The organism is Streptomyces sp. B15, assembly GCF_018070605.1.
GTDB classification, from domain to species: Bacteria; Actinomycetota; Actinomycetes; order Streptomycetales; family Streptomycetaceae; genus Streptomyces; species Streptomyces smyrnaeus.
Genome location: NZ_JAGPXJ010000055.1, coordinates 15,015 through 33,876 on the forward strand (window position 1 = coordinate 15,015; position 18,862 = coordinate 33,876).

An 18,862-nucleotide genomic window follows, 5' to 3' on the forward strand; every position below is an offset into this window, starting at 1 on the left:
CCGGTTCCTTCAGTGTCGGGCGGCCACGGCGGGTTATCCACGGTCTCTGAGTCCGACGATAGATGCGCCCTGGTTGTCACCGCACGTTGCCGTGATGCTTGTGACGAAGCGCCTCCCCCACGGTGCTTCCCAGGCAGCCCCGCCCCACGAGGAGAATCCTGTGCCTGAATGGACCAGCGTCCGGATGTGCGGCCGGAATGGCCGCATCCTCGACGCCATCCGCTTCGACGAACTGACAGGTGAGTGGGGCACTCGCCGCTGTGGCCAGTAAGCGTGACCCCTCCCGTCACGCGCCGGTGAGGAGACGCCCCGTCGACCTTGGGCAGTCGCGCCGCGGCGGGCCTCGCCCGCCTCTCCGGGAGCAGCCGATGGGGAAGGCAATCGGTCCACGACTCGGGCCCTGGAAGACAGGGCGGAGACGGGCGATCAAGTGGAGCGTCCGTCTCCCTACCGCGGTGAGCGACCACTACCACTGTATGGAGGTTCTTCTCGTGCGCGTTCTTGTCACCGGCGCATCCGGCTGGGTCGGCTCCGCCGTCGTACCCGAGCTCCTCGCAGCCGGACACCATGTCACCGGGCTGGCCCGCTCGGAGGAGTCGGCAGCCGCTGTCGAGGCCGCCGGCGCCGCGAGCGTCCGCGGCACCGTCGAGGACCTCGACGTGCTGCGCGACGCCGCCGCCCGCGTCGACGCCGTAGTCCACCTCGCATTTCCGGTTGAGCGTTCCTTGAGCGGAGGGATGGCTGAGGCAGTCGCCTCCGACGTCACGACCATCCAGACGCTCGGTGAGGGGCTCGCTTCTGGCGGGGCAATCGCTGTCGCTTCCGGCACCGTGGGACTGTCGCGGCACGGGGTGCCTGCCACTGAGCACGATCGCCCCTCGCCCGACGCGCTGGTTGCCGTGCGACAGCCCTCGGACGACGCCGCGCTCGCGCTCGCCGAGCAGGGGGCGCGGCCCACTGTCCTGCGTTTGGCTCCGACCAACCACGGCAAGGGGGACAACGGCTTCGTCCCGCACCTCATCGAGACCGCTCGCCGGGCCGGGTTCTCGGGCTACCCAGGTGACGGGTCGTCGCGCTGGCCTGCAGTACACGTCCGGGACACCGCCCGGCTCTTCCGGCTGGCGATCGAGGCCGCACCGACGGGATACCTGCACGCCGCGGCTGAGGAGGGTATCGCGATCCGCAAGATCGCCGCGGCCATCGGGCGCCACCTCGGCATTCCGACACGATCGGTACCGATGGACCAAGTCGACGAGCACTTCGGGTTCGTCGGGATGTTCCTCAAGCCCGACAGCCCCGTCTCCAACACCCTCACCCGAGAGGTCACCGGCTGGGCTCCGACCGAGATCGGCCTGCTCGAGGATCTCGACCAGGGGCACTATTTCCAACCGAGTCAGCCCACCGCCCATTGATTCCCGCCGCAATTCCCCGCCTGTGCGGCTCCGGCCTCCCGGATCGGAGCGTACTGTCGAAGTCCCAAGACCGCTGATCGGGAGAGCTGTACCCAGGCCCGATTTCCTCGGCAAGCGCGCGGTTGCCACCGACGACGATCCTGCGAAGGCGGTCATGAGCCAGGCTGTGGGCACCCCGTCCCGCCACTGGTGATTGCCCGGCAACCCACCGACGTTTGAGCTCTACCGCTCCGCCTCCATCTACCTGGAGTTCAAGGAGCCGCTGTACGCCGCTCCACCGCTCGTCCAGCGCATGGTCGACGCACGCCCTCGGCCGGAAGGCGGGCGCGGGCTGGGCGACCCCGTCGCTGTGCACCGGGTTGACGGTGCGTGTGGTGCTGGCGCACCTCTCGCTGTGCGGGCGAGCCTCACTGTATGGCCACTTTGCCTTCCCGGTCCGCATGGGGAGCCCGCTGGAGGGGTGCAGGTGGCCAGCGGGCCGTCGTGTGGTTCCACGCGCGCGAGGCCGCCGCTCACATGCTGCTGGTCGCACCCCGAGTCCGCGACGGCGAACTGGCCCTCGTCCACGGCAACCCCGACGCGGAGCATTCGTTCTCCTGCACCGAGGACGTCGCAGCAGCGCCGGTGGCGGTCAGCCGTGACGAACGGGCCTGGGGGAGGGAGGGCCTGGCATGCCCCGGTTCAAACTTAAGAACTTATAACAAAATGATCAACGGTGTGGTTGGATCCCACTCGGCGTCAGGTTGACCATGCTGTGGGGGGCTGGGGTGGCGCCCGGCTCCGCGCACTGACGGAACGCTGGATCTCCTACATCGAGGCGCCCCTGTTCGCCGGAGGCTGTTTCTGGGCGGCCAGCCTCCCCGACTTCGACAGCCGGCCCGGACACGTCCGTGACACCCTGTTGCTCCATCGCCGTACATGGCTCGCTCTCCTCGCCGGCGAACTACGCCGGGCCGTGGACACCGGGGAGATCGCCCAACTGGACGTGAACCTCGCGGCTTTTCAGATCGACGCGGTGCTCAACGCCGCAAACACCGCCCTGCGCGTGGGTGAAAGTGACGCGGTCTCAATGGTTCGTCGCGTTGTCGACGGGTTCCTCGCATCACCGCGCTGACAGGCAACAAGGAGCGAGAGGAGTGGGGGAGCGCCTGGGTGGAGACGGGGCGCGTCTTCCCCCAGGAGAGCGGCGAGATGAACCACCGCGCCAACGCCACCGCGCTAACGTCACACGGTGACGCATCGAACTGTACGAGGAGATCGGCCTCCCGCCGGTCCGGCTCCACGACCTCCGCCACGGTGCGGCGACGCCGGCCCATGAGGCCGGGCCAACCTGAAGGGCATCCAGAGGGATGCTCGGCCATTCCTCGATCACCATCACGGCCGACACGTGCACGAGCCTGATCCCCGAGGCGGATCTCGCGTCGCCGAAGCCGCAGCACGGCTCGTACCGCGTGCCCGATCACCTCGGGGGCCTGCGCCGCAACAGCCGCCAGGCAGCAAGCGCTCTCTCGCCCCGGTCCTCGACGCCCTGACCGCCTTCGCGGCGCAGGCAGCCGGGGTCAGTCGCATCGACGAACTCTGCGGTGTCGAGGGCACGGCCGCCCGCCTGTACTTCGAGCGCTTCACCGCCATCCTCTGCCCCGACGTACGGGAGACGTTCGCGGCCGTCGGACCGCTCGACCGCTCCCGTCCCCCCCCGGGACCCGCTCGACGCCCTGCTCCCGGACTGCCACGCGCTCTTGGCCAACGACCTGACGGCCACCTGCTGCTCAGTGAACCTCTTTCATGCGGAAACGCCGCAGGTCAGAAGCGTATGAACAGCAGCGATGACGGTTCCGACGGGGTGGGCCGAGCAGCTGGCCAGACGCAGGATGGGCCACTGATCGAGCCGGGCGCAGGCGCGTTCCCCGGGTACCCGGAGACGTGCGTGGACGCGGTCGAATCGACGATGCGTGCGCTCTGGTTGCGGTCAGTTTGACGGGGAGGCGGGTCACACCTGCCGCGGGCTGGGATCAACGTGGACCTGGTTGAACCCCTGGTCTAGGAGGGCTGGGCGGTCCGCGTTCCCGTCTGATCGGGCCCACTGGCTGGATATGGCGTCGAGTACGGCCGTAGCGGCGTTGGTGAGCAGGTCCGCGGTGTAGGGGTCGAGGTCGGTCCCTGGCCGATCTTGGAGTGCGTCGCTGACTCGCCTGCGCCATTCGGTTCTGCGTTGGTGGAGTCGCCCGGCCAGTGCGGGCGTTGCCTCGATCAGGCGGATGGTGGCGAGTGCCTGCTCACTGGCGTGGATCTCTTCCTGCCAAGCCTTCAGGACGTGGTGCAGGCACTCCCACGGCCCTTCGCCTGCTGGTCGCGCTGCGATGTCGGCGACGACGTTCTCTCCGGTGAGGTCGATGCCGTCGAAGACGACGTCTTCCTTGGTCGGGAAGTAACGGAAGAAGCTGCGCTTGGTCATGCCGGCTGCTCGGGCGATGTCCTCGACGGTCGTCTCGTCGAAGCCCTGGCGGGCGAACAGGTCGATGGCCACTTGCGTGAGCTCCGCCCGCACTGCTCGGCGGGTGCGTTCGCGCAGTCCTTCTTTCATGCACTCAGTCTACTTTGCTTCATTCGATGACTATCATGTCACCAAGTGACAGATGGCGAATGGGATGGTGTCCATGGAAGGCAAGATCGTCCTGGTGACCGGCAGCACGGGTGGCATCGGCAAGGAGACTGCGCGGCAGTTGGCCGCGCTCGGCGCGAGCGTGATCCTCGTCGGACGGGACAAGTGCCGCGCCGACGCTGCCGTGGCGGACCTCCGTCACACCAGCGGGAATGACGACGTCACGGCGATCACGGCCGACATGTCCCGGCTGCGCGACGTCCGTCGCCTCGCCCAGGAGGCCGGCGGCCGGGCCGGCGGCGTGGACGTGCTGATCAACAACGCCGGAGCGACCCGTTCCCACCGCGAGGTGACCGAGGACGGTATCGAGACCGCGTTCGCGGTCAACGTGGTCGCGCCGTTCTGCCTCACCCACTGGCTGATGCCGGCCCTGACCGCGTCCGGGCAGGCCCGGGTCATCAACATCACCGGCGGCATCCCCCGGGGGCGGATCGACCTCGACAACCTGCAGGGCGAGAAGTCCTATGTCGGGCTGTCGTTCTACAACCAGACCAAGCTGGCGCAGATGGCGATGAGCTACCGCTTCGCCCAGGAACTTGCGGCCACACCGGTGACGCTGAACGTCGCCTACCCCGGACATGCCTATACCTCGATGAACAAGAACCTCACCGTCGGCACCTATCCGCCACTGGCCCGCCCGATCGTCCCGTTGCTGCGGCTGGCGATGCCCGTCGTCTACGGCCACCGGGCGCTGCTGAGGGCCACGCGCTCCAGCGTGTACCTCGCCTCCAGCCCCGAGGAGCGCAAAACGAACGGCGTCTACTTCAACAGCAAGGCCAAGCCGACCCCGTGGCCCGATGCCGTCCTGGACGACACCACCCGCAACACCATCTGGGAGCTGTGCGAGATGCAGCGCGACCGTCCGACCACGGCGTAACCCTGCCACCGACGAGAATGGACGTGCTCATGGTGCATCGCAACGCCCCGCTCAGCCTGGAGGGGTGGCGCCGCCTGATCGCTCGGTGTGGGACCCGACCGATCGCTCACGTAGCAGCCGAGACGGGTATCTCGCGTGCGTGCGCGTCCAAGTGGGTCGACCGATGGCGGCGATATGGCGAAGCCGGTCTTCCAGGCCGCCCCTCGACACCGCACAGCAGCCCGACCGCGACGCCGCCCGAGGCGATCCAACAGGTCGAGGCATGGCCGCGTGAGCACAAGTGGCCCGCCGACGGATCACCGACGAACCCGCCGACCTGGGCACCGTCATCGACCGACGCACGGTCGGCCGCCACCTGAGCCGGCTCGGGCTGGGCCGACCACGGTTCATCGACCCCAGCGGCGGCACCGACCGCAGGGCCCGGCAAGATCATTGCCCGCCGGCCCGGGCACATGGTCCACTTGGGCTGAACAAGGCCTGCCGGATCCCCGACGGCGGGGGCCGGCGGATCCACGGCCGAAACAGCGACCAGGCCAAGGTGACGGCACGGGCGAAGACGGCCGGCGCGAAGCGCGGCCACATCTACCTGCACTCCATCGTCGACGGTCACTTTCGGCTCGTCTGCATCGAACCCCTGGACGACGAGAAGGGCTTCACCGCGGCGGCGTTCCTCGCCCGTGCGAGGGTTTGGTTTGCCCACGGCATCAACCACATCCAGAGGATCGTCACCGACAACGGCGCCTGCCGACGATCCGGCGACTTCGCCCGGATCGTCGGTAACCAGACCCGCCACCAGAAGACCAAGCCCTGCACAGCCCGCCACAACGGGACGGTGGAACGCCACCAGCGCGTCCTGGCCGAAGAACTGCTCTGCGCCCGGGACTTCACCAGCGAAGACGCGCGATCGGCTGCGATTGCCGTCTGGAACATCCACTACAACTGTCACCGGCCGCACAGCGGCGCCGACGACCAGCCGCCGGCATCACGCCTTTTGCGGCAGTGTCACCAACGTCCAGCCCTCGGAGAGAGGACGCCGCCGGAGTCATTGTCCTCATCCACAGCGCGCGAGTCTCGTTGACCTGCAACCCGACCGGCCACCGCATACCGGTCGCGGGGGTATCCAGCCGCTGCTCACATCCGGCGGGCAAACCGCACAGGAGGGTACGGCGACCCCGCCGGCAGGCAGAACGGCTTGCTCTGCCGGCGACGGCACGACGTTCGACGCCCCGAACTATCCTCCTTCCCCGAGAGGGGTGCTGCTGCGTGCGGTGCCGGGCGGGATGGCTCAGGCCTGGAACTCGTCGATGACCACAACGCCGGTCGGTCCGTACGTCTCCAGGGACTCCAGCACCCCGTTCGCCTCGTGCAGGCCGACGGTGCGGGTCACGATCCGGCCGGGGTTGAGGCGGCCCGCGGAGATCATGTTCAGCATGGTGCCGAATCGCTGGCCCTGCATGCCGAAGGCACTCAGAATCTCCAGCTCCTTGACCATCATGACGTCGATCGGCAGCGCCACCTCCCCCTTCTCCGCGGCGGTGGTGTGCCCGAGCTGGAGGTGGCGGCCCCGTGTACGCAGGGACAGGACGGAGTTGCGGCAGGCCTCGGCGATCCCGACGGCGTCGACCGACACATGCGCTCCACCCCTGGTGAGGTTCTTCACCGCCTCCGTGGGCTGGTCCTTCGCCGCGTTGATGGTATGGACCGCGCCCAAGGCCCGCGCGGCCTCCAGCTTCTCGTCCGTGATGTCGATCGCGATGACGTTGGCGCCCGTCGCCGCGGCGACCTCCACCGTCGACAGGCCCATGCCGCCGCCGGCTCCGTACACCGCGACCCATTCCCCGCCGCGGACCTTCGCCTGGTCGACGACGCCGTGGAAGGCTGTCATGTAGCGGCAGGCGAGAGCGGCGACGTCGACGAAGTCGGCGGACTCCGGCACGCGGACCAGGTTGACGTCGGCGAAGCGGACGATGACGTACTCGGCGAAGGCGCCCCAGTAGGAGACCCCGGGCACGAGCGAGTCCACGTGCTCGCACACCTGCTGGTTGCCGCTGCGGCACATCTCGCAGGAGCCCTCGCCGGGGTTCATCGGGAAGATGACGCGGTCACCCTCCCGCCAGTGCCGTACGTCCCGGCCGACTTCCATGACGGTGCCGGCGAACTCGTGGCCGAGGACGAACGGGGGCTTGACGCTCGGGCCGCCCGTCCAGAAGTTCCCGGACCATAGTGCCCAGTCGGTGCGGCAGATCCCGTTGGCGCCGACGCGCAGGATCGCGCCGTCCGGCGGGCAGTCGGGGTCGGGCACGTCGCGGATGACGAGCGGCTTGTTGAGTTCTTCGATGACTGCGGCGCGCATGGACGCGACCTCCTTGTGGCTCGTGATGCGGCGAGGACCTCAAAGTGCACCGGTTCAAGCGGTGGACTTTGAAGCCAAGTACTTGTCCGACGCGATGTCAACCGCATAAAGTGGTGGACATGAACGACAAGGGCGGTCGACGCGGAGGGCGCCAGCGCACCAAGGCCGACTTCCGCTTTGACGACGCGCGCCTGTGCTTCGCCTTCGTCGGCACCCTGGCCGATCGCGGCACGGACACGCCCTTCGAACGGCTGGCCCGGCCCAACGACCTGGGACGCTGGAGCGTCGAGAGCGGCTGCACCACGGTGGCGCCGGACTGCACCGAATCCGACCTGGACCACGCCAGACGACTACGCGAGGCGATCCAGCGGACGGGCCAGGCTTTGGCCGACGGAGCCCCGCCCGCCCGCGAGGACATCGCGCTCATCAACAGCGCGGCCGCCGAGCCCACCTCCGTACCCGAACTCTCGGCCGACGCGACCTCCGTGCGCTGGCACGGAGACAGGGTCGCGGCGGTGCTCTCCATGGTTGCGCGGGATCTGATCGAACTCTGCTGCTCGGAACACCGCACACGCGTCCGCATCTGCGGAAACCCCGCGTGCGGTACACCGTTCGTCGACACCTCCCGTGCGGGCGCCCGCCGCTGGTGCTCGATGAAGACCTGCGGCGCCCTCGCCAAGAAGCGCACCTATCGGGCCAGGGCTCAAAACGGGCCCTGAGGCCCGGGATACCGGGGAGACTTGGATCTCGAACGTCCAGGAGAACGGATGGCGATGTCCGGGCAATTTTCCCGATGCCGACCCCGCCGCCCGATCGGCACTCGACGTGTGCAGGACACGGAACTCGAGCCAGAACCGAACTTCTTGAACATGACTCGACTGCGAATCCGGATGCCTCCCAAACCAACAACTGGCGGCGCTACTCGTGATGTGAGTTGCGGGTGGGGTGTCATCAGGAACGACGGCCTGCTGGGCTGTGAGCCGGTGATGTTCTTCTGCTGTGGTGGCTGTGATGAAGTGGCCGAACGGCTGCCACCGGGCGGCTAGTACTCCAGTCGCAAACCGTTGCCTGAGCTGGTTCTTCTTCGGTAGTGGCAGTGCCGGGCTACGGCCTGGTGCTGTCTGCGCCAGCGGGACCATCTCAGGGCGTGTGCGATGGGGTCGCCTCGGGGCTCGGGGTGGGGAAGCAGTACGTCCAGGAGTCGCCGGACTTCTGCCACGGTGACGGGGACAGTGCTGGTGGCGTCGTTTCTGCAGCCACCTTTTCGGTGGCCTGGGCTGCGAGGACGGCCAGGATGGCGTGGGCGAGCATGGCCAGGGTGATGTGCCGGTACCAGCCCGGATAGCGGCGGATCTCGTACTGGTCCAGGCCGCACTCGTTCTTGGCCGCGTGGAAGGCTTCCTCGATCGCCCAGCGGGCCCCGGCGACCCGGACCAGGTCGGCCACCGTGGTGCCGTTGGGCGCGTAGGCGACGTAGTAGGCGATCTCATCAGCCCTGGTCAGACTGCGGCGGGCCAGCCCACCGCTGATGGGGCGGTGTGTCGCCGTCGAAGACATCGATGGCCGACAGGCAGGCGGCGACCCAGTCGTAAACCCGAGGGCCCTTCGCGCCGTCGCCGCAGGCATCCGCTCCCAGGCTTCCTCCGGCGCCTGGGCGATGGCGTGGTCGATACGTGCGAAAGGAGCGTGGAACTGCTGGGACTTCGGCACGGCCAGGACATAGCCAACACCGGCCTCCTCCAGGGTGCGGCGCATCCGCCATTCCTGGCGTAAGCACAGTCACCGGTCACCCAGGCGATCGGCAAGGGCGAGGGCAGGCCCCGCAGGATCATCGCCCGTGCGCCAGCTCGCCCTTGGTCGCAAACCCGCGGTTCTTCGGAATGCCCGCTGCCCGGCACCGATCCGTGTCACCTGTCCAGGACTTCGGAAGGTAGAGCTGTCGGTCCACCAGTGCCCGACCCTTGGTCGAGGCGTAGGTGGCGAAGACTCCGATCCGGCAGTTCTCGGTGCGGCTGGCCGTGCCGGAGTACTGCCGCTGGACACCAGCCGAGGCCGTGCCCTTCTTGATGAAGCCGGTGTCGTCCACGATCAATCGCCGCCTGAGCGGCCGAATCGTTCGGCGACGTAGTGCTGCACGTCGTCCCGGAGCGCGTCGGCGTCCCAGGTCGAACCGTTGAGCAGGTGCTGGAAGCCAGCGGGGCCGCGGTGGCCTGCATACTCGGCGAGCTGCCAGCCGTTCTTCCGTTCCACCGGCGCCAGCAGGCCGCGCACGTAGTCCCGCATCCGCCACCGCAGATCCACACGCGAGAACCGGCCCGCCACCCGCGCGAACACCGACTCCAGCTCAGCCGCCCCCAGGCAAGCCTCGTCCACCCCCACCATGCCCGGGACAACGAAACCGACCAGCTCAGGCAACGATATGCGACTGCAGTACTAGCCAGCCGCTGACAGCCGTCTGGTCACCCCCTGACAGCCACCAGCGCGAGAAGAAACGACGGCCTACCAGGCCAACAGTCCGTCACCTCCGCTGACACCCAACCCGCCCCCCAACTCACAACTGCGTCGACACCTCCGGAGCGAGCGCCCGCCACTGTCAGCGGGGCGGTGTCCACTCGTGCCACTTGCTGAACACCCGGCACCGTACGGCCACACTGGCACTGCTCTCCCTCCACTGTTGGCAGGCGCCCCCGCACCAGTCCTGGCTGCTGCCGGCATGCTGCCGCTGTCGGCACCTTCCGTTGCAGCGCAGTACCTGGAGCAGCGGGTGCGGCCACCTATCCCCGAGACGTTCGGCGTGCCACTGGCTCAGGTCACTGCCACTGCGCGACTCCTGGAGGACCTCGGCGCGGGCGACCTGGATTTGGCGATGTTGCGGTTGTTGCTGGAGGACGATTTCGGCATCCGCATCAGCGCCGCTGACACTGATGAAGTGGTCACAGTGCGAGACGTGATCAATATGTCCGCCGGCTGGTCAGCTGAGCAACGCGCCTGCCGTTGTCCGGCCCTCCCTGGCCGACCTGGAGTCGGCGCGGGAGGCGGCAGCAGAGCGGGTTGGGGAGGGCGGGCCTGCGTATTGGTGGCTGCAGGACCGCAGTTGGCTGGTCACGAGCGACTACGTCCTGCTGTCCACCTACGTCGGCTGCAGCGCTGAGACCGCCCAGCACACCCGAAGCAAGCCTCACATCGAATACCTGCCAGTCACTCCTGACGCCCGAGTCGACCGGGCCGCCGACCGCCCGCAGCAGCTTTGACCCCGGTTCAGCCCGGAGGCCACCAGTCCGCCGCCCACAACCGGCGGGCATCGGCGTGCGGGTAGGAATGTACCGGGGGCACGCACGTGCTTGGGGCGCCGGGGCGGCTATGGACTGCTCTTGCCCACCGTTTCGAAGGAGGCGGCCGGGCCACGGAGCGCCAGGACCGCGAGCCCGTCTGCGTCATACCTGTCCACCTGCTCCCACCTCTGTGCCAGCAGGGCGATCTCGTACTCATCCAGGGCGATACGCCGCCGCGGCTCAGGGGTGTCGCCCAGCGTATGCGCGATTGGGGCGAAGCTGAGCGGACCCTTGCCAGGTGCCGTAAGTAGGGTGCCGTATGGCTTATCACCTGCGGTACTTCTTCGAAGCCGGTGTTCCGCACACCCCTTTGTGGCCAGGCCTTTCAGACCTCGACAGCCCCTACGGCTTCCCCTGCGAGCTGGAACGCCTGCCTCTCAGCACAGCAACACGTAACGAGCTGGAACGGCTGTGCGAGTGGTACCAGTCCTCCATCGGCTGGGAGTACCCACCCGACCCGTCCCCGTGGACGCCGGAGCAGTGGACGCTGTTCCGGCAGCAGGCAGACGCAGCACTGGAGACTCTGCGCTGCGAACTGGGTGACGACTGGATCATCGAGGACCGTCGTGGCGGCTCGTAGCACCCCGCAGCAATGGTCCGGTCCCGGTGCGGGCGGTCAGGACCCGCGCGCTCGTCGGTGACCGCGCCGAGGAGAGAGCCGGGGGCGACGGACGGCTCTTGTCGTCGCCGAATACCGCCTGGTGCGCCCAGCACCAGGAGACGAAAACTTCACCTCACGGGATCTGTCGTCGCGGAGTGGTACGCTAGTCGACTTTGCTCGGACAGCATGGTCGGTAGGGAGAGGTGAAGGTTGTTGACGTTGGATGCCGGATTGCAATGCCAACTGCCCGGGGTCATTTTCAGTGGTTCGGTGTGAAGGCTTCAGTGAGGCTTGTGGCCGCGCAACCTAGTGTGATGACGGTCGCCAGCTGGAATGTCCTGCACCGCGTGCATGCCGAGAACTGGGACGAGGACGTCCTTGTGCGCTGCCCGGACGAGTCCGGGCGGATCACTGCGGTCACAGCCCTTCTGAAGGGCCGAGACGAGCAGGTCATCGCTCTTCAGGAAGTCAGCGGTGACCAGTTGGACGCCCTCCGCGGTGCGCTGCCCGGCCGGACGGTGCACGCGTTGAGGTATCCGCGCGTTCCGGCACAGCGTCGGGGCACCTGCTCGCTGCGAGAGCCCGGGGAACATCTCGTGCTTCTGGTCGACGGACCGAGCCGCCAGATCGCTGCTGAGTCCTTCGAGGATGATTCGGGGAAGGGCGCACTCGCTGTCGAGACCGACGGCATGCTGGTCGTCGCCACGCATGTGAGCGGCGATCAACGGCGCACGGGCCAGTTGGCACGTCTGGCCGAGCTGGCCGCCACACCGGCGGGATGCCCGGCGGTGCTCCTCGGTGACTTCAACACCGGCCGTGCCACCGTGGTATCGGTTCTGGGACCGGGCTTCGCGGTCGTGGATCTCCCGCCGGGCGCCCTGCCGACACGGCCGCACACATCAGGCTCGGCGTCGCAGTGGATCGACCATGTGGTCGTGCGCGGCGCTGGGGTCAGCAGTGCCGCCGTCGAGAGTACGGACGGTCTCTCGGACCACAACCTGATCCGCGCGCGCCTCACCGTGTGATCCCCCGTGCCTTGCTGCGCCGGCCTGGCCGGGACGGCGTGAGATCACTTCTGCTGTTGCTGGTGCCGCAAGGAGCAGCGGTAAATAATATGGCTCAATGAGCCAACCGCCTGATGGGCCAGAGAACAGCACAATGCCCGAATCATCACTCCACGAAACGCTTGTCAGCGGTTTCCGCGAGATATCCGCGATCCTTGACCAGAGGCATTCCACGCTCGCAGTCGATCCCGCATTGGCCGATCTCGCTGCTCGTGTCGAAACAGCTCCTGAGCCGGATGAAGTGAAGACCGCCATCCTGTACACCGTCGATTCGCGCGAGTTGTCCGGATCCGCAGAGATTGTCCAGTATTTCGCTCACCGATTTCGATGGAACTGGCTGAGGAGTGAGCTCGAGAAACGGCATAGCAACTCTCTCGCCACCGTAAACCACAAACTTACCCGCCACTACGAGAGAATGCTGGAAGCATTCACTCAAGACTGGGAAGACAGGGACCTATTCCCAAGTCTCGATCGCCAATAGGGGAACCGTTACCACAAAGGGGTTCCGAGACTGATCCTCGGCTTCACAACAACAGCGAGGATCGAGCCGCCCAGACCACACCGCCGTACACCACGGGCATCCAGGCGGCCGCCAGTCGTTCCCGTACGCGCCATAACGGCGCCCGCACGGAAGAGTCGTGGGACGTGACCGCCGGGGCTGCTGGCAGGCCCGCAACGACGGTGGCCCCCAGGGATTCCAACTGTTCGCCCAAATGAAAGCATGACGGTTCATACCGCACGGATTACGATGCGCAATCCGGTTATACCCTCACGACTCTCCGTCACCGCCGAATGTGAGACAGGACCGTTGACCGTACAGACCCTTGCTTCGTCCTCGTCTTGGCGCTCTTGGAGCGCGAAGGGCTCCGTTGGGAAGCTGTGAGGGCGGCTGTGATGCCGGGGTCGCAACGTACGGTGGGGGCACCGAACAATTTGTCCCACGGAGCAGATGAGTGCTGGTGACTTCTGGGACCGGGTGCAGTGAAAGGGAACACTGACGTGTCGAACACCGAACCGGAGTGGGAGCCCTTCTCAGATGCTCTCGCGGCAGCCGGCGCCCTGAGCCGCTCACTCGTCCCGCTGCGACAGGACGGGGACGCCGCCGTGCGCGCGCTCGGGGAAGCCCTGAAGTCCTTCGAAACACGGGAAGAGGCGCTACTGCTCCTGGCGGCCCTCGACACCGACATCACCGAAGCGCTCGTCCCCTCTTTGCTCAGGACCGCACTGCGGGTCCGAGACACGCTTCGGGTGCGGCAGGTCCTCGGCAGGCTGTCCCATTCCGCCGCCGAGGCTGCTGTCCCACCAGCCGCATGGAAGCTGCTGGACGAGGCGGCGGAGAGCGACGACTACCGGCGCATGGCCGAACTGCTCGACCACCTCGGCCTGCACGCTGCTCTCCACGACCTGTGCGCCCGGGCACGTGGCAGCGTCGACGAGGAGATTCGTGAAGTGGCTGAGGGTCTGTCTAGTGCTGTGACCGGGAAGGTTCGCCAGGTTGGCGGTTGGATGGGCGGTGACGTCCGTTCCGACCGCTGGAGGTGTGGTGGCCGAGCCTGTGCGGGTGCGCAGACTGACCGATCAGGAAGGGCAGAAGCGGCAGCAGATCGTGCGCCGTGGCAGTACCAGCTCGGTGCGCTACCGGCGGGCGATGATGCTGCTGGCGTCCGCCGGCGGGAACCACGTTCCGGTGATGCCCACCTGGTCCAGGCCGACGAGGACACGGTGCGAGAGGTGATCCACCGGTTCAACGAGATCGGCTTGGCCTGCCTGGACCCTCGATGGGCGGGAGGCCGTCCCCGCCTGCTCAGCACTGACGACGAGGACATCGTCGTCCAGGCGGCCACCACCCGCCCCACCAAGCTCGGCCAGCCCTTCATCCGCTGGTCGATCCGCAAACTCGCCGCCTACCTGCGCTACGTGCACGGACGTGTCATCCGTATCGGTCGGAAAGCCTTACGGTGCCTGCTCCGGCGCCGCGGCGTCACCTTCCAGCGCACCAAGACGTGGCAGGAGTCCCCCGACCCCGTCCCCGGCCGCGACGCCAAGCTCGACCGCATCGAGCATGTCCTGGAGCACTTCCCGGGCCAAGTCTTCGCCTTCGACGAGTTCGGACCGTTGGGCATCCGGCCGACCACAGGCTCCTGCTGGGCCAAGCAGGGCAAGCCCGACTGCCTGCTGGCGACCTACTGCCGCTCTCACGGCATCACCTACTTCCACGACTGCTACTCCGTCGGCGACGACCGGCTGTGGGGCGTCAACCGCCGCCACAAAGGCACCGCCAATACCCTGGCCGCATAGAAGTCGATCCGCGCCGCCCGGCCCGACGGCGCCCCCATCTACATCATCTTGGATAACCTCTCCGCCCACACCGGCACGGACCTCCGCCGCTGGGCGAAAAAGAACAAGGTCGAGCTGTGCTTCACCCCGGCCTACGTCTCCTGGGCCAACCCGATCGAGGCGCACTTCGGCCCGCTGCGGCAGTTCACCCTGGCCAACTCCAACCATCCGAACCACACGGTGCAGACACGGGGCCCTGCACGCCTACCTGCGCTGGCGCAACGCCAACGCCCGCCACCCCGACATACTCGCCGCCCAACGCAAGGAACGCGCCCGCATCCGCAGTGAAAAGGGCATCCGCTGGGGGGGGTAGGCCACTACCGGTAGTGGCCTACCCCCCCAGCACTACGAGCTCGCGGCCTCCGCCAGGACGCGGGCGAGCTCGCGGGGGCGGGTGGCCATCGGCCAATGGCCCGAGTCGAGATCCACGTACTCAAGGTGGGTGGCGCGGGCGAGGTCAGGGCTCTCGCCGGCGGCGATCCACTCCTTGGCCTGGGCGGTGGTGAACTCGGGACACACGACCACGACGGGGACGTCGAAGCGGCGCTCGTCGGTCAGGCGCATGACTCCCCGGGCGACCCCCTTGGGGACAGGAATAGCGGCGGACGCAAGGCGGTGCCGGGTCTCCTGGTCCAGGTCGGCGGAGTCCGCTCCCTCGAAAGGGCTCCAGCCTGGGAAGGGCATGGTGCCGCCCTCAATCGCGAAGTGATCGGCGTAAGCCCGCCCGTCGGCGGCGGGGAAGCCGCCGATCAGTGCGACCTTGGCCACCTTCTCCGGTCGCGCGTCGGCGGCCAGCCAGGCCAGGCTCGACGCCGCGGAGTGCCCCACCACCAGGGGCTTCCCGGGCGCCGCGTCAACGGCGGCGAGTACTGCTGCCAGCTGGTCGTCGAGCGTCGCGGAGGTGGTGCCGTCGCCCTGGCCGGGGAGGGTGAGCGGCACGGGACGGTGGCCGAGCGCGGTGAGTTCGGGCACGACGTCGTCCCACGCGGATCCGTCGAACCACAGGCCAGCGATGAGCAGGATGTCCACGGATGTTCTCCCGGAGAAGAGTCGGCTCTGGCTGCCGGAACGCTATCGGGAGGCTCTGACAACGGGCTCAGGCCACCCCAACCCGGCAAACCTTCCCGGCCACAGCACTAGGCACCAGACCGCCGGACCATCAGCATCCGCATCGGCCGTGCAGCCTTACGGTGCCTGCTCCTGCGCCGCGCGGACGACAAGCAAGGGGCCCCTTACCGGCACGGAGGAGGGCGGCCCCATGGTCGTTTGGGATCACGTGGCATCTCCCTGCTGCTGATCCGTTCGACTCCTCGCACTCAGACGCACGAGGTTGTGGAACCGATAATGCCCCGGCCCTGCGGATTCCAGCAGAGAGGTGTCCACCACGACCTCAAGAACGGCTTCCGTCTCGGCAAGGGTGCGATCGAGCAGGGCCGCGGCGGCGTCGAGCGAGATGTCAGGGCTCTCGGTGAGGCCCAGCAGCCTGAAGGCGCGGGCCTGTTCGCGGTCGAGCTGGCTGTAGCTGAGTTCGAAGGTGGCTTTGACGGCCTGGTCACCGACCTGGAGTTCATCCAGGCGGCGCGACTTGTTGCGCAGCTTGGCGGCGAGGGCGGAGACCGTCCAGGTGCGGCGGGCCGAGAGCCGGGCCGCCGCGATGCGGATGGCCAGCGGCAGGAACCCACAGGCCGCAACGACATCCATCGCGGCTTCGCGCTCCGGGAGCACCCGTTCCTCGCCCACGACGCGGGTGAAGAGGGTCATGGCCTCGTCGGGGCACAGCACGTCGAGATCGACGAGGTGGGCACCGACGAGATCGACCATGCGGGCGCGGCTGGTGACCAGGGCCGCGCACCCGGCGGTGCCTGGCAGCAGGGGCCGCACCTGCGCGGCGTCCCGGGCGTTGTCGAGGAGGACGAGGATGCGGCGGCCCGCGAGCAGGGAGCGGAAGAGGGCGGAGCGCTCCTCGGCGCCATCGGGGACGGAGGCGGCAGGGATACCGAAGGAGCGGAGAAAGGCGCCCAGTACGGCTTCGGGGTCAGTGGGTGAGGCTCCGGTGCCTTGGAGGTCGACGTAGAGCTGGCCGTCGGGGAAGTGGTCGGCGGCGGCGTGTGCGACGTGGATGGCGAGGGTCGTCTTGCCGACGCCGCCGATGCCTGCGACGGCGGAGACGGCCATGACGGTGCCTTCGGCCTGGGTGAGCTGGTCACTGAGTTCGGCGACGAAGGAGGCTCGGCCAGTAAAGTCGGCGACGGTCGCGGGCAGTTGTGCGGGCCGGGTGACAGCGATGGCTGCGGAGGGTGAGCGGGTGTCGGCCCGGTAGGCGAGTTCGTCGTCGGCTTCGAGGATGCGCTGCTGGAGTTCGGCGAGTTCGGGGCGGGGGTCGACGCCGAGCTCGTCGGCGAGCAGTCGGCGGGTGTCGGTGTAGACGGCGAGTGCTTCGGCTTGTCGTCCGCTGCGGTAGAGGGCGAGCATCAGCAGTTCGCGGAGGCGTTCGCGCAGGGGGTGGGCTGCGGTCAGTGCGGTCAGTTCGCTGACGGCTTCGGCGTGGCAGCCGACCTGAAGGTCGAGGTCGAGGCGCAGTTCCAGCAGGCCCAGGCGCCATTCTTCCAGGCGGACGCGCTGGTGTTCGGCGAATGGGCCGGGGATGTGGGCGAGTGGTGCGCCGTCCCATTGGGCCAGGGCTGCGATGTACAGCTCGCGGGCCTGGGCGCGGTCGCCGCCGGTGGCGGCTTTCTCGGCGCGTACGGCCAGCTCGTGTGCGGTTTCTACGTCCAGCGCGGCGTCGAGCCCGGTGCGGACGGCGTAGCCACCGGACTCGCTGACCAGCAGTTCACCACCCAGTGTCTTGCGGAGCCGAGAGGCATAGGTGCGCAGCGCAGCCTTGGCCTGCTCCGGCGGCTCCTCGCCCCAGATGGCGTCTATGAGTTCCTCGGCGGTCGCCGTACGGCCGCCGCGCAGCAGCAGGGTCGCAAGCAGCGCGCGCTGCTGTGGTGATCCCATGCTCAGCGCCTGGCCGTCCCGCCAGGCACGCACCGGGCCGAGGACGGAGAAGCGCAGCCCTCCTTCCCGCCGTTCGCCCAGCAAAATCTCTCGGTCGCGCGCCCCGGACGCCGGCTCCTGGCGCATCGGTTCGGCTGCCATGACAGTGCGCTCAGCCGCCAGCGCCCCTCCAGAAGACGGCATTTCGGCGTCGGCCTCAGTGGCAACCGGTGGCGCGCTCTCGCACACGCGGCGCCACGCGTCCACCCAGGGCTGCTGTTCTCCGGCGGGCATCTCACACGCGATGAGGAACGCCACAAGCTGCTGAACGTCGCGGGGAACTGCCTGCCCACGCAGGATCCGGTGGACCGTACTGTGCGGCAGCCTACCGAAGCCGCCCGCGCGGCGCTCCATCTCTCGCACGGAGGGTCCGCCTGCCTTGCTGTAGAGCTCCCACAGGGCGGCGGCCAGCGCAGCAGCGTCGGTGACGGCTTCCGGTTCCACCGACTGCCGGTCCTTCGCCTTCGCGGACGTGCGTAGCCGCTCCTGCCGCGCCCGCCGCCACAGCTGAAGAGCGACTTCGACCGACGCACCGCAACCCCGGGCGTACGCCTCGACGACAGCAGCCGTAGGCACCGAAGCCGCCGAAGCAGCCCGCTGCAGCGTTGTGGCGTGCCGCCCCGTGCGGGCGGCGAGCTGTGCGTACGTCAGGCCGTGCGCCACTCGTTGCTGACGCAGCCACCGGGCGAGGTCGGCCAGCGCACGGTTCGACGTGATGATCGGCTTCTCCCTGCGCCCCACGGTCCCGATTCCTCAGACCGGGGAGCTGACCTGCATGCCCCGTATCACCAGGTGGCTCAGCCTGCTGCCACCGCGCAGCGCGACCAGTACGCCGAGCGCCACCACGCTCGCGACGCCCAGCACGTCCAGGATCGCAGACGGCGGCAGTCCGCCGACCGCCAGCATACTCGCCAGCACGGTGATCACGACGATGACCACGACGTCCGGTGTGGACAGCCGATGCCGGTCGGGCAGCCTCGGCTCGACACAGCAAGGCAGGGAAGGAAGGCGGGACATCGGAATGCCTCCTGAGGTTCGGCCGCCCGGATGTTGGTTCACCGGGCGCGTTGCGGGCTCCACATGTCTGTACGCCGACCGGTGCTTGCCGACACCGGTGGCGGAACAGCATCGTGCCACCCGCCAGCTGGAGAAACAGGGGCTCCAGGCGACGGGGAAGGAATGATG

Annotated in this window: 18 protein-coding genes and 2 pseudogenes; 11 read left to right on the forward strand and 9 right to left on the reverse strand. The window is 68.2% G+C overall.

Translation table 11 applies throughout. The annotated features are described in order from the left end of the window. The first annotated feature begins 455 nt into the window (after positions 1-455). The 3 genes from KBY19_RS23095 (at position 456) to KBY19_RS37815 (ending at position 3,390) form a co-directional block, all read left to right on the forward strand. A complete protein-coding gene (locus KBY19_RS23095) occupies positions 456-1,412 on the forward strand; it encodes an NAD-dependent epimerase/dehydratase family protein (protein ID WP_307843591.1) in 957 nt (318 codons plus the stop codon). A 754-nt stretch (positions 1,413-2,166) separates the two neighbouring features. Then, positions 2,167-2,526 (forward strand): hypothetical protein, encoded by a 360-nt coding sequence (locus KBY19_RS23100; protein ID WP_210966600.1) that lies wholly within the window; start codon positions 2,167-2,169, stop codon positions 2,524-2,526. A gap of 273 nt (positions 2,527-2,799) precedes the next feature. Next, the gene (locus KBY19_RS37815) at positions 2,800-3,390 is read left to right on the forward strand and encodes a CRISPR-associated endonuclease Cas1 (protein WP_210966601.1); all 591 of its coding nucleotides are present in this window, start codon (positions 2,800-2,802) and stop codon (positions 3,388-3,390) included. Between the two features lie 12 nt (positions 3,391-3,402). Here KBY19_RS37815 and KBY19_RS23110 read toward each other — a convergent pair whose 3' ends face one another. After that, on the reverse strand, positions 3,403-3,996 hold the full coding sequence (locus KBY19_RS23110; RefSeq protein ID WP_247691314.1) for a TetR family transcriptional regulator: 594 nt from the start codon (positions 3,994-3,996) through the stop codon (positions 3,403-3,405). Positions 3,997-4,048: 52 nt separating this feature from the next. On the opposite strand from KBY19_RS23110, the gene KBY19_RS23115 reads away from it, so the two are divergent. After that, positions 4,049-4,951, forward strand: a complete 903-nt coding sequence (locus KBY19_RS23115; protein ID WP_247691315.1) for an SDR family NAD(P)-dependent oxidoreductase — start codon at positions 4,049-4,051, stop codon at positions 4,949-4,951. A 29-nt stretch (positions 4,952-4,980) separates the two neighbouring features. Next, positions 4,981-5,964, forward strand: a pseudogene (locus KBY19_RS23120) (leucine zipper domain-containing protein); the annotation flags it as partial. 272 nt (positions 5,965-6,236) lie between these two features. Here KBY19_RS23120 and KBY19_RS23125 read toward each other — a convergent pair. After that, positions 6,237-7,304, reverse strand: coding sequence for an alcohol dehydrogenase catalytic domain-containing protein (locus KBY19_RS23125; RefSeq protein ID WP_210966602.1), 1,068 nt, complete (start codon positions 7,302-7,304; stop codon positions 6,237-6,239). A 119-nt stretch (positions 7,305-7,423) separates the two neighbouring features. On the opposite strand from KBY19_RS23125, the gene KBY19_RS23130 reads away from it, so the two are divergent. Beyond that, positions 7,424-8,023 (forward strand): ABATE domain-containing protein, encoded by a 600-nt coding sequence (locus KBY19_RS23130; RefSeq protein ID WP_210966603.1) that lies wholly within the window; start codon positions 7,424-7,426, stop codon positions 8,021-8,023. A gap of 421 nt (positions 8,024-8,444) precedes the next feature. On the opposite strand, the gene KBY19_RS36760 is transcribed toward KBY19_RS23130, so the two are convergent. The 3 genes from KBY19_RS36760 to KBY19_RS36770 form a co-directional block, all read right to left on the reverse strand. After that, positions 8,445-9,059: a transposase gene (locus KBY19_RS36760; RefSeq protein ID WP_247691316.1), complete on the reverse strand. Its 615-nt coding sequence runs from the start codon at positions 9,057-9,059 to the stop codon at positions 8,445-8,447. Between the two features lie 73 nt (positions 9,060-9,132). Then, positions 9,133-9,390 (reverse strand): transposase, encoded by a 258-nt coding sequence (locus KBY19_RS36765; protein WP_307843592.1) that lies wholly within the window; start codon positions 9,388-9,390, stop codon positions 9,133-9,135. Positions 9,391-9,392: 2 nt separating this feature from the next. Further along, complete coding sequence (locus KBY19_RS36770) at positions 9,393-9,719, reverse strand: transposase (protein WP_247691318.1); 327 nt, start codon at positions 9,717-9,719, stop codon at positions 9,393-9,395. 298 nt (positions 9,720-10,017) lie between these two features. On the opposite strand from KBY19_RS36770, the gene KBY19_RS37820 reads away from it, so the two are divergent. From KBY19_RS37820 to KBY19_RS23150, 4 genes are all read left to right on the forward strand, one after another. Next, positions 10,018-10,455 carry a phosphopantetheine-binding protein gene (locus KBY19_RS37820; protein ID WP_368860993.1) on the forward strand — a complete coding sequence of 146 codons (438 nt, stop codon included), beginning with the start codon at positions 10,018-10,020 and terminating at the stop codon, positions 10,453-10,455. A gap of 440 nt (positions 10,456-10,895) precedes the next feature. Further along, the gene (locus KBY19_RS23140; RefSeq protein WP_210966604.1) at positions 10,896-11,216 is read left to right on the forward strand and encodes a hypothetical protein; all 321 of its coding nucleotides are present in this window, start codon (positions 10,896-10,898) and stop codon (positions 11,214-11,216) included. Between the two features lie 293 nt (positions 11,217-11,509). Beyond that, positions 11,510-12,262, forward strand: coding sequence for an endonuclease/exonuclease/phosphatase family protein (locus tag KBY19_RS23145; protein WP_307843593.1), 753 nt, complete (start codon positions 11,510-11,512; stop codon positions 12,260-12,262). Between the two features lie 97 nt (positions 12,263-12,359). Continuing rightward, the gene (locus KBY19_RS23150) at positions 12,360-12,782 is read left to right on the forward strand and encodes a hypothetical protein (RefSeq protein ID WP_210966605.1); all 423 of its coding nucleotides are present in this window, start codon (positions 12,360-12,362) and stop codon (positions 12,780-12,782) included. Between the two features lie 674 nt (positions 12,783-13,456). Here the strand turns inward: KBY19_RS23150 and KBY19_RS23155 are convergent. Beyond that, positions 13,457-13,702 carry a hypothetical protein gene (locus KBY19_RS23155; RefSeq protein ID WP_210966606.1) on the reverse strand — a complete coding sequence of 82 codons (246 nt, stop codon included), beginning with the start codon at positions 13,700-13,702 and terminating at the stop codon, positions 13,457-13,459. A gap of 142 nt (positions 13,703-13,844) precedes the next feature. Here KBY19_RS23155 and KBY19_RS23160 point away from each other — a divergent pair. Next, a pseudogene (locus tag KBY19_RS23160) lies at positions 13,845-14,951 on the forward strand (IS630 family transposase). A gap of 32 nt (positions 14,952-14,983) precedes the next feature. On the opposite strand, the gene KBY19_RS23165 reads toward KBY19_RS23160, so the two are convergent. From KBY19_RS23165 to KBY19_RS23175, 3 genes are all read right to left on the reverse strand, one after another. After that, positions 14,984-15,667, reverse strand: a complete 684-nt coding sequence (locus KBY19_RS23165; protein ID WP_210966607.1) for an alpha/beta fold hydrolase — start codon at positions 15,665-15,667, stop codon at positions 14,984-14,986. Positions 15,668-15,910: 243 nt separating this feature from the next. Further along, positions 15,911-18,418, reverse strand: coding sequence for a BTAD domain-containing putative transcriptional regulator (locus KBY19_RS23170; RefSeq protein WP_307843594.1), 2,508 nt, complete (start codon positions 18,416-18,418; stop codon positions 15,911-15,913). A gap of 12 nt (positions 18,419-18,430) precedes the next feature. After that, a complete protein-coding gene (locus KBY19_RS23175) occupies positions 18,431-18,694 on the reverse strand; it encodes a hypothetical protein (protein WP_210966608.1) in 264 nt (87 codons plus the stop codon). Positions 18,695-18,862: the final 168 nt, after the last annotated feature.

Bases quoted from the DNA above. Each gene is read 5' to 3' on its own strand.
- KBY19_RS36760 (WP_247691316.1), bottom strand. From the start codon at position 9,059: ATGCGCCGCACCCTGGAGGAGGCCGGTGTTGGCTATGTCCTGGCCGTG.
- KBY19_RS23150 (WP_210966605.1), top strand. From the start codon at position 12,360: ATGAGCCAACCGCCTGATGGGCCAGAGAACAGCACAATGCCCGAATCA.
- KBY19_RS37820 (WP_368860993.1), top strand. From the start codon at position 10,018: ATGCTGCCGCTGTCGGCACCTTCCGTTGCAGCGCAGTACCTGGAGCAG.
- KBY19_RS23130 (WP_210966603.1), top strand. From the start codon at position 7,424: ATGAACGACAAGGGCGGTCGACGCGGAGGGCGCCAGCGCACCAAGGCC.
- KBY19_RS23140 (WP_210966604.1), top strand. From the start codon at position 10,896: ATGGCTTATCACCTGCGGTACTTCTTCGAAGCCGGTGTTCCGCACACC.
- KBY19_RS23115 (WP_247691315.1), top strand. From the start codon at position 4,049: ATGGCGAATGGGATGGTGTCCATGGAAGGCAAGATCGTCCTGGTGACC.
- KBY19_RS23175 (WP_210966608.1), bottom strand. From the start codon at position 18,694: ATGTCCCGCCTTCCTTCCCTGCCTTGCTGTGTCGAGCCGAGGCTGCCC.
- KBY19_RS23125 (WP_210966602.1), bottom strand. From the start codon at position 7,304: ATGCGCGCCGCAGTCATCGAAGAACTCAACAAGCCGCTCGTCATCCGC.
- KBY19_RS23110 (WP_247691314.1), bottom strand. From the start codon at position 3,996: ATGAAAGAAGGACTGCGCGAACGCACCCGCCGAGCAGTGCGGGCGGAG.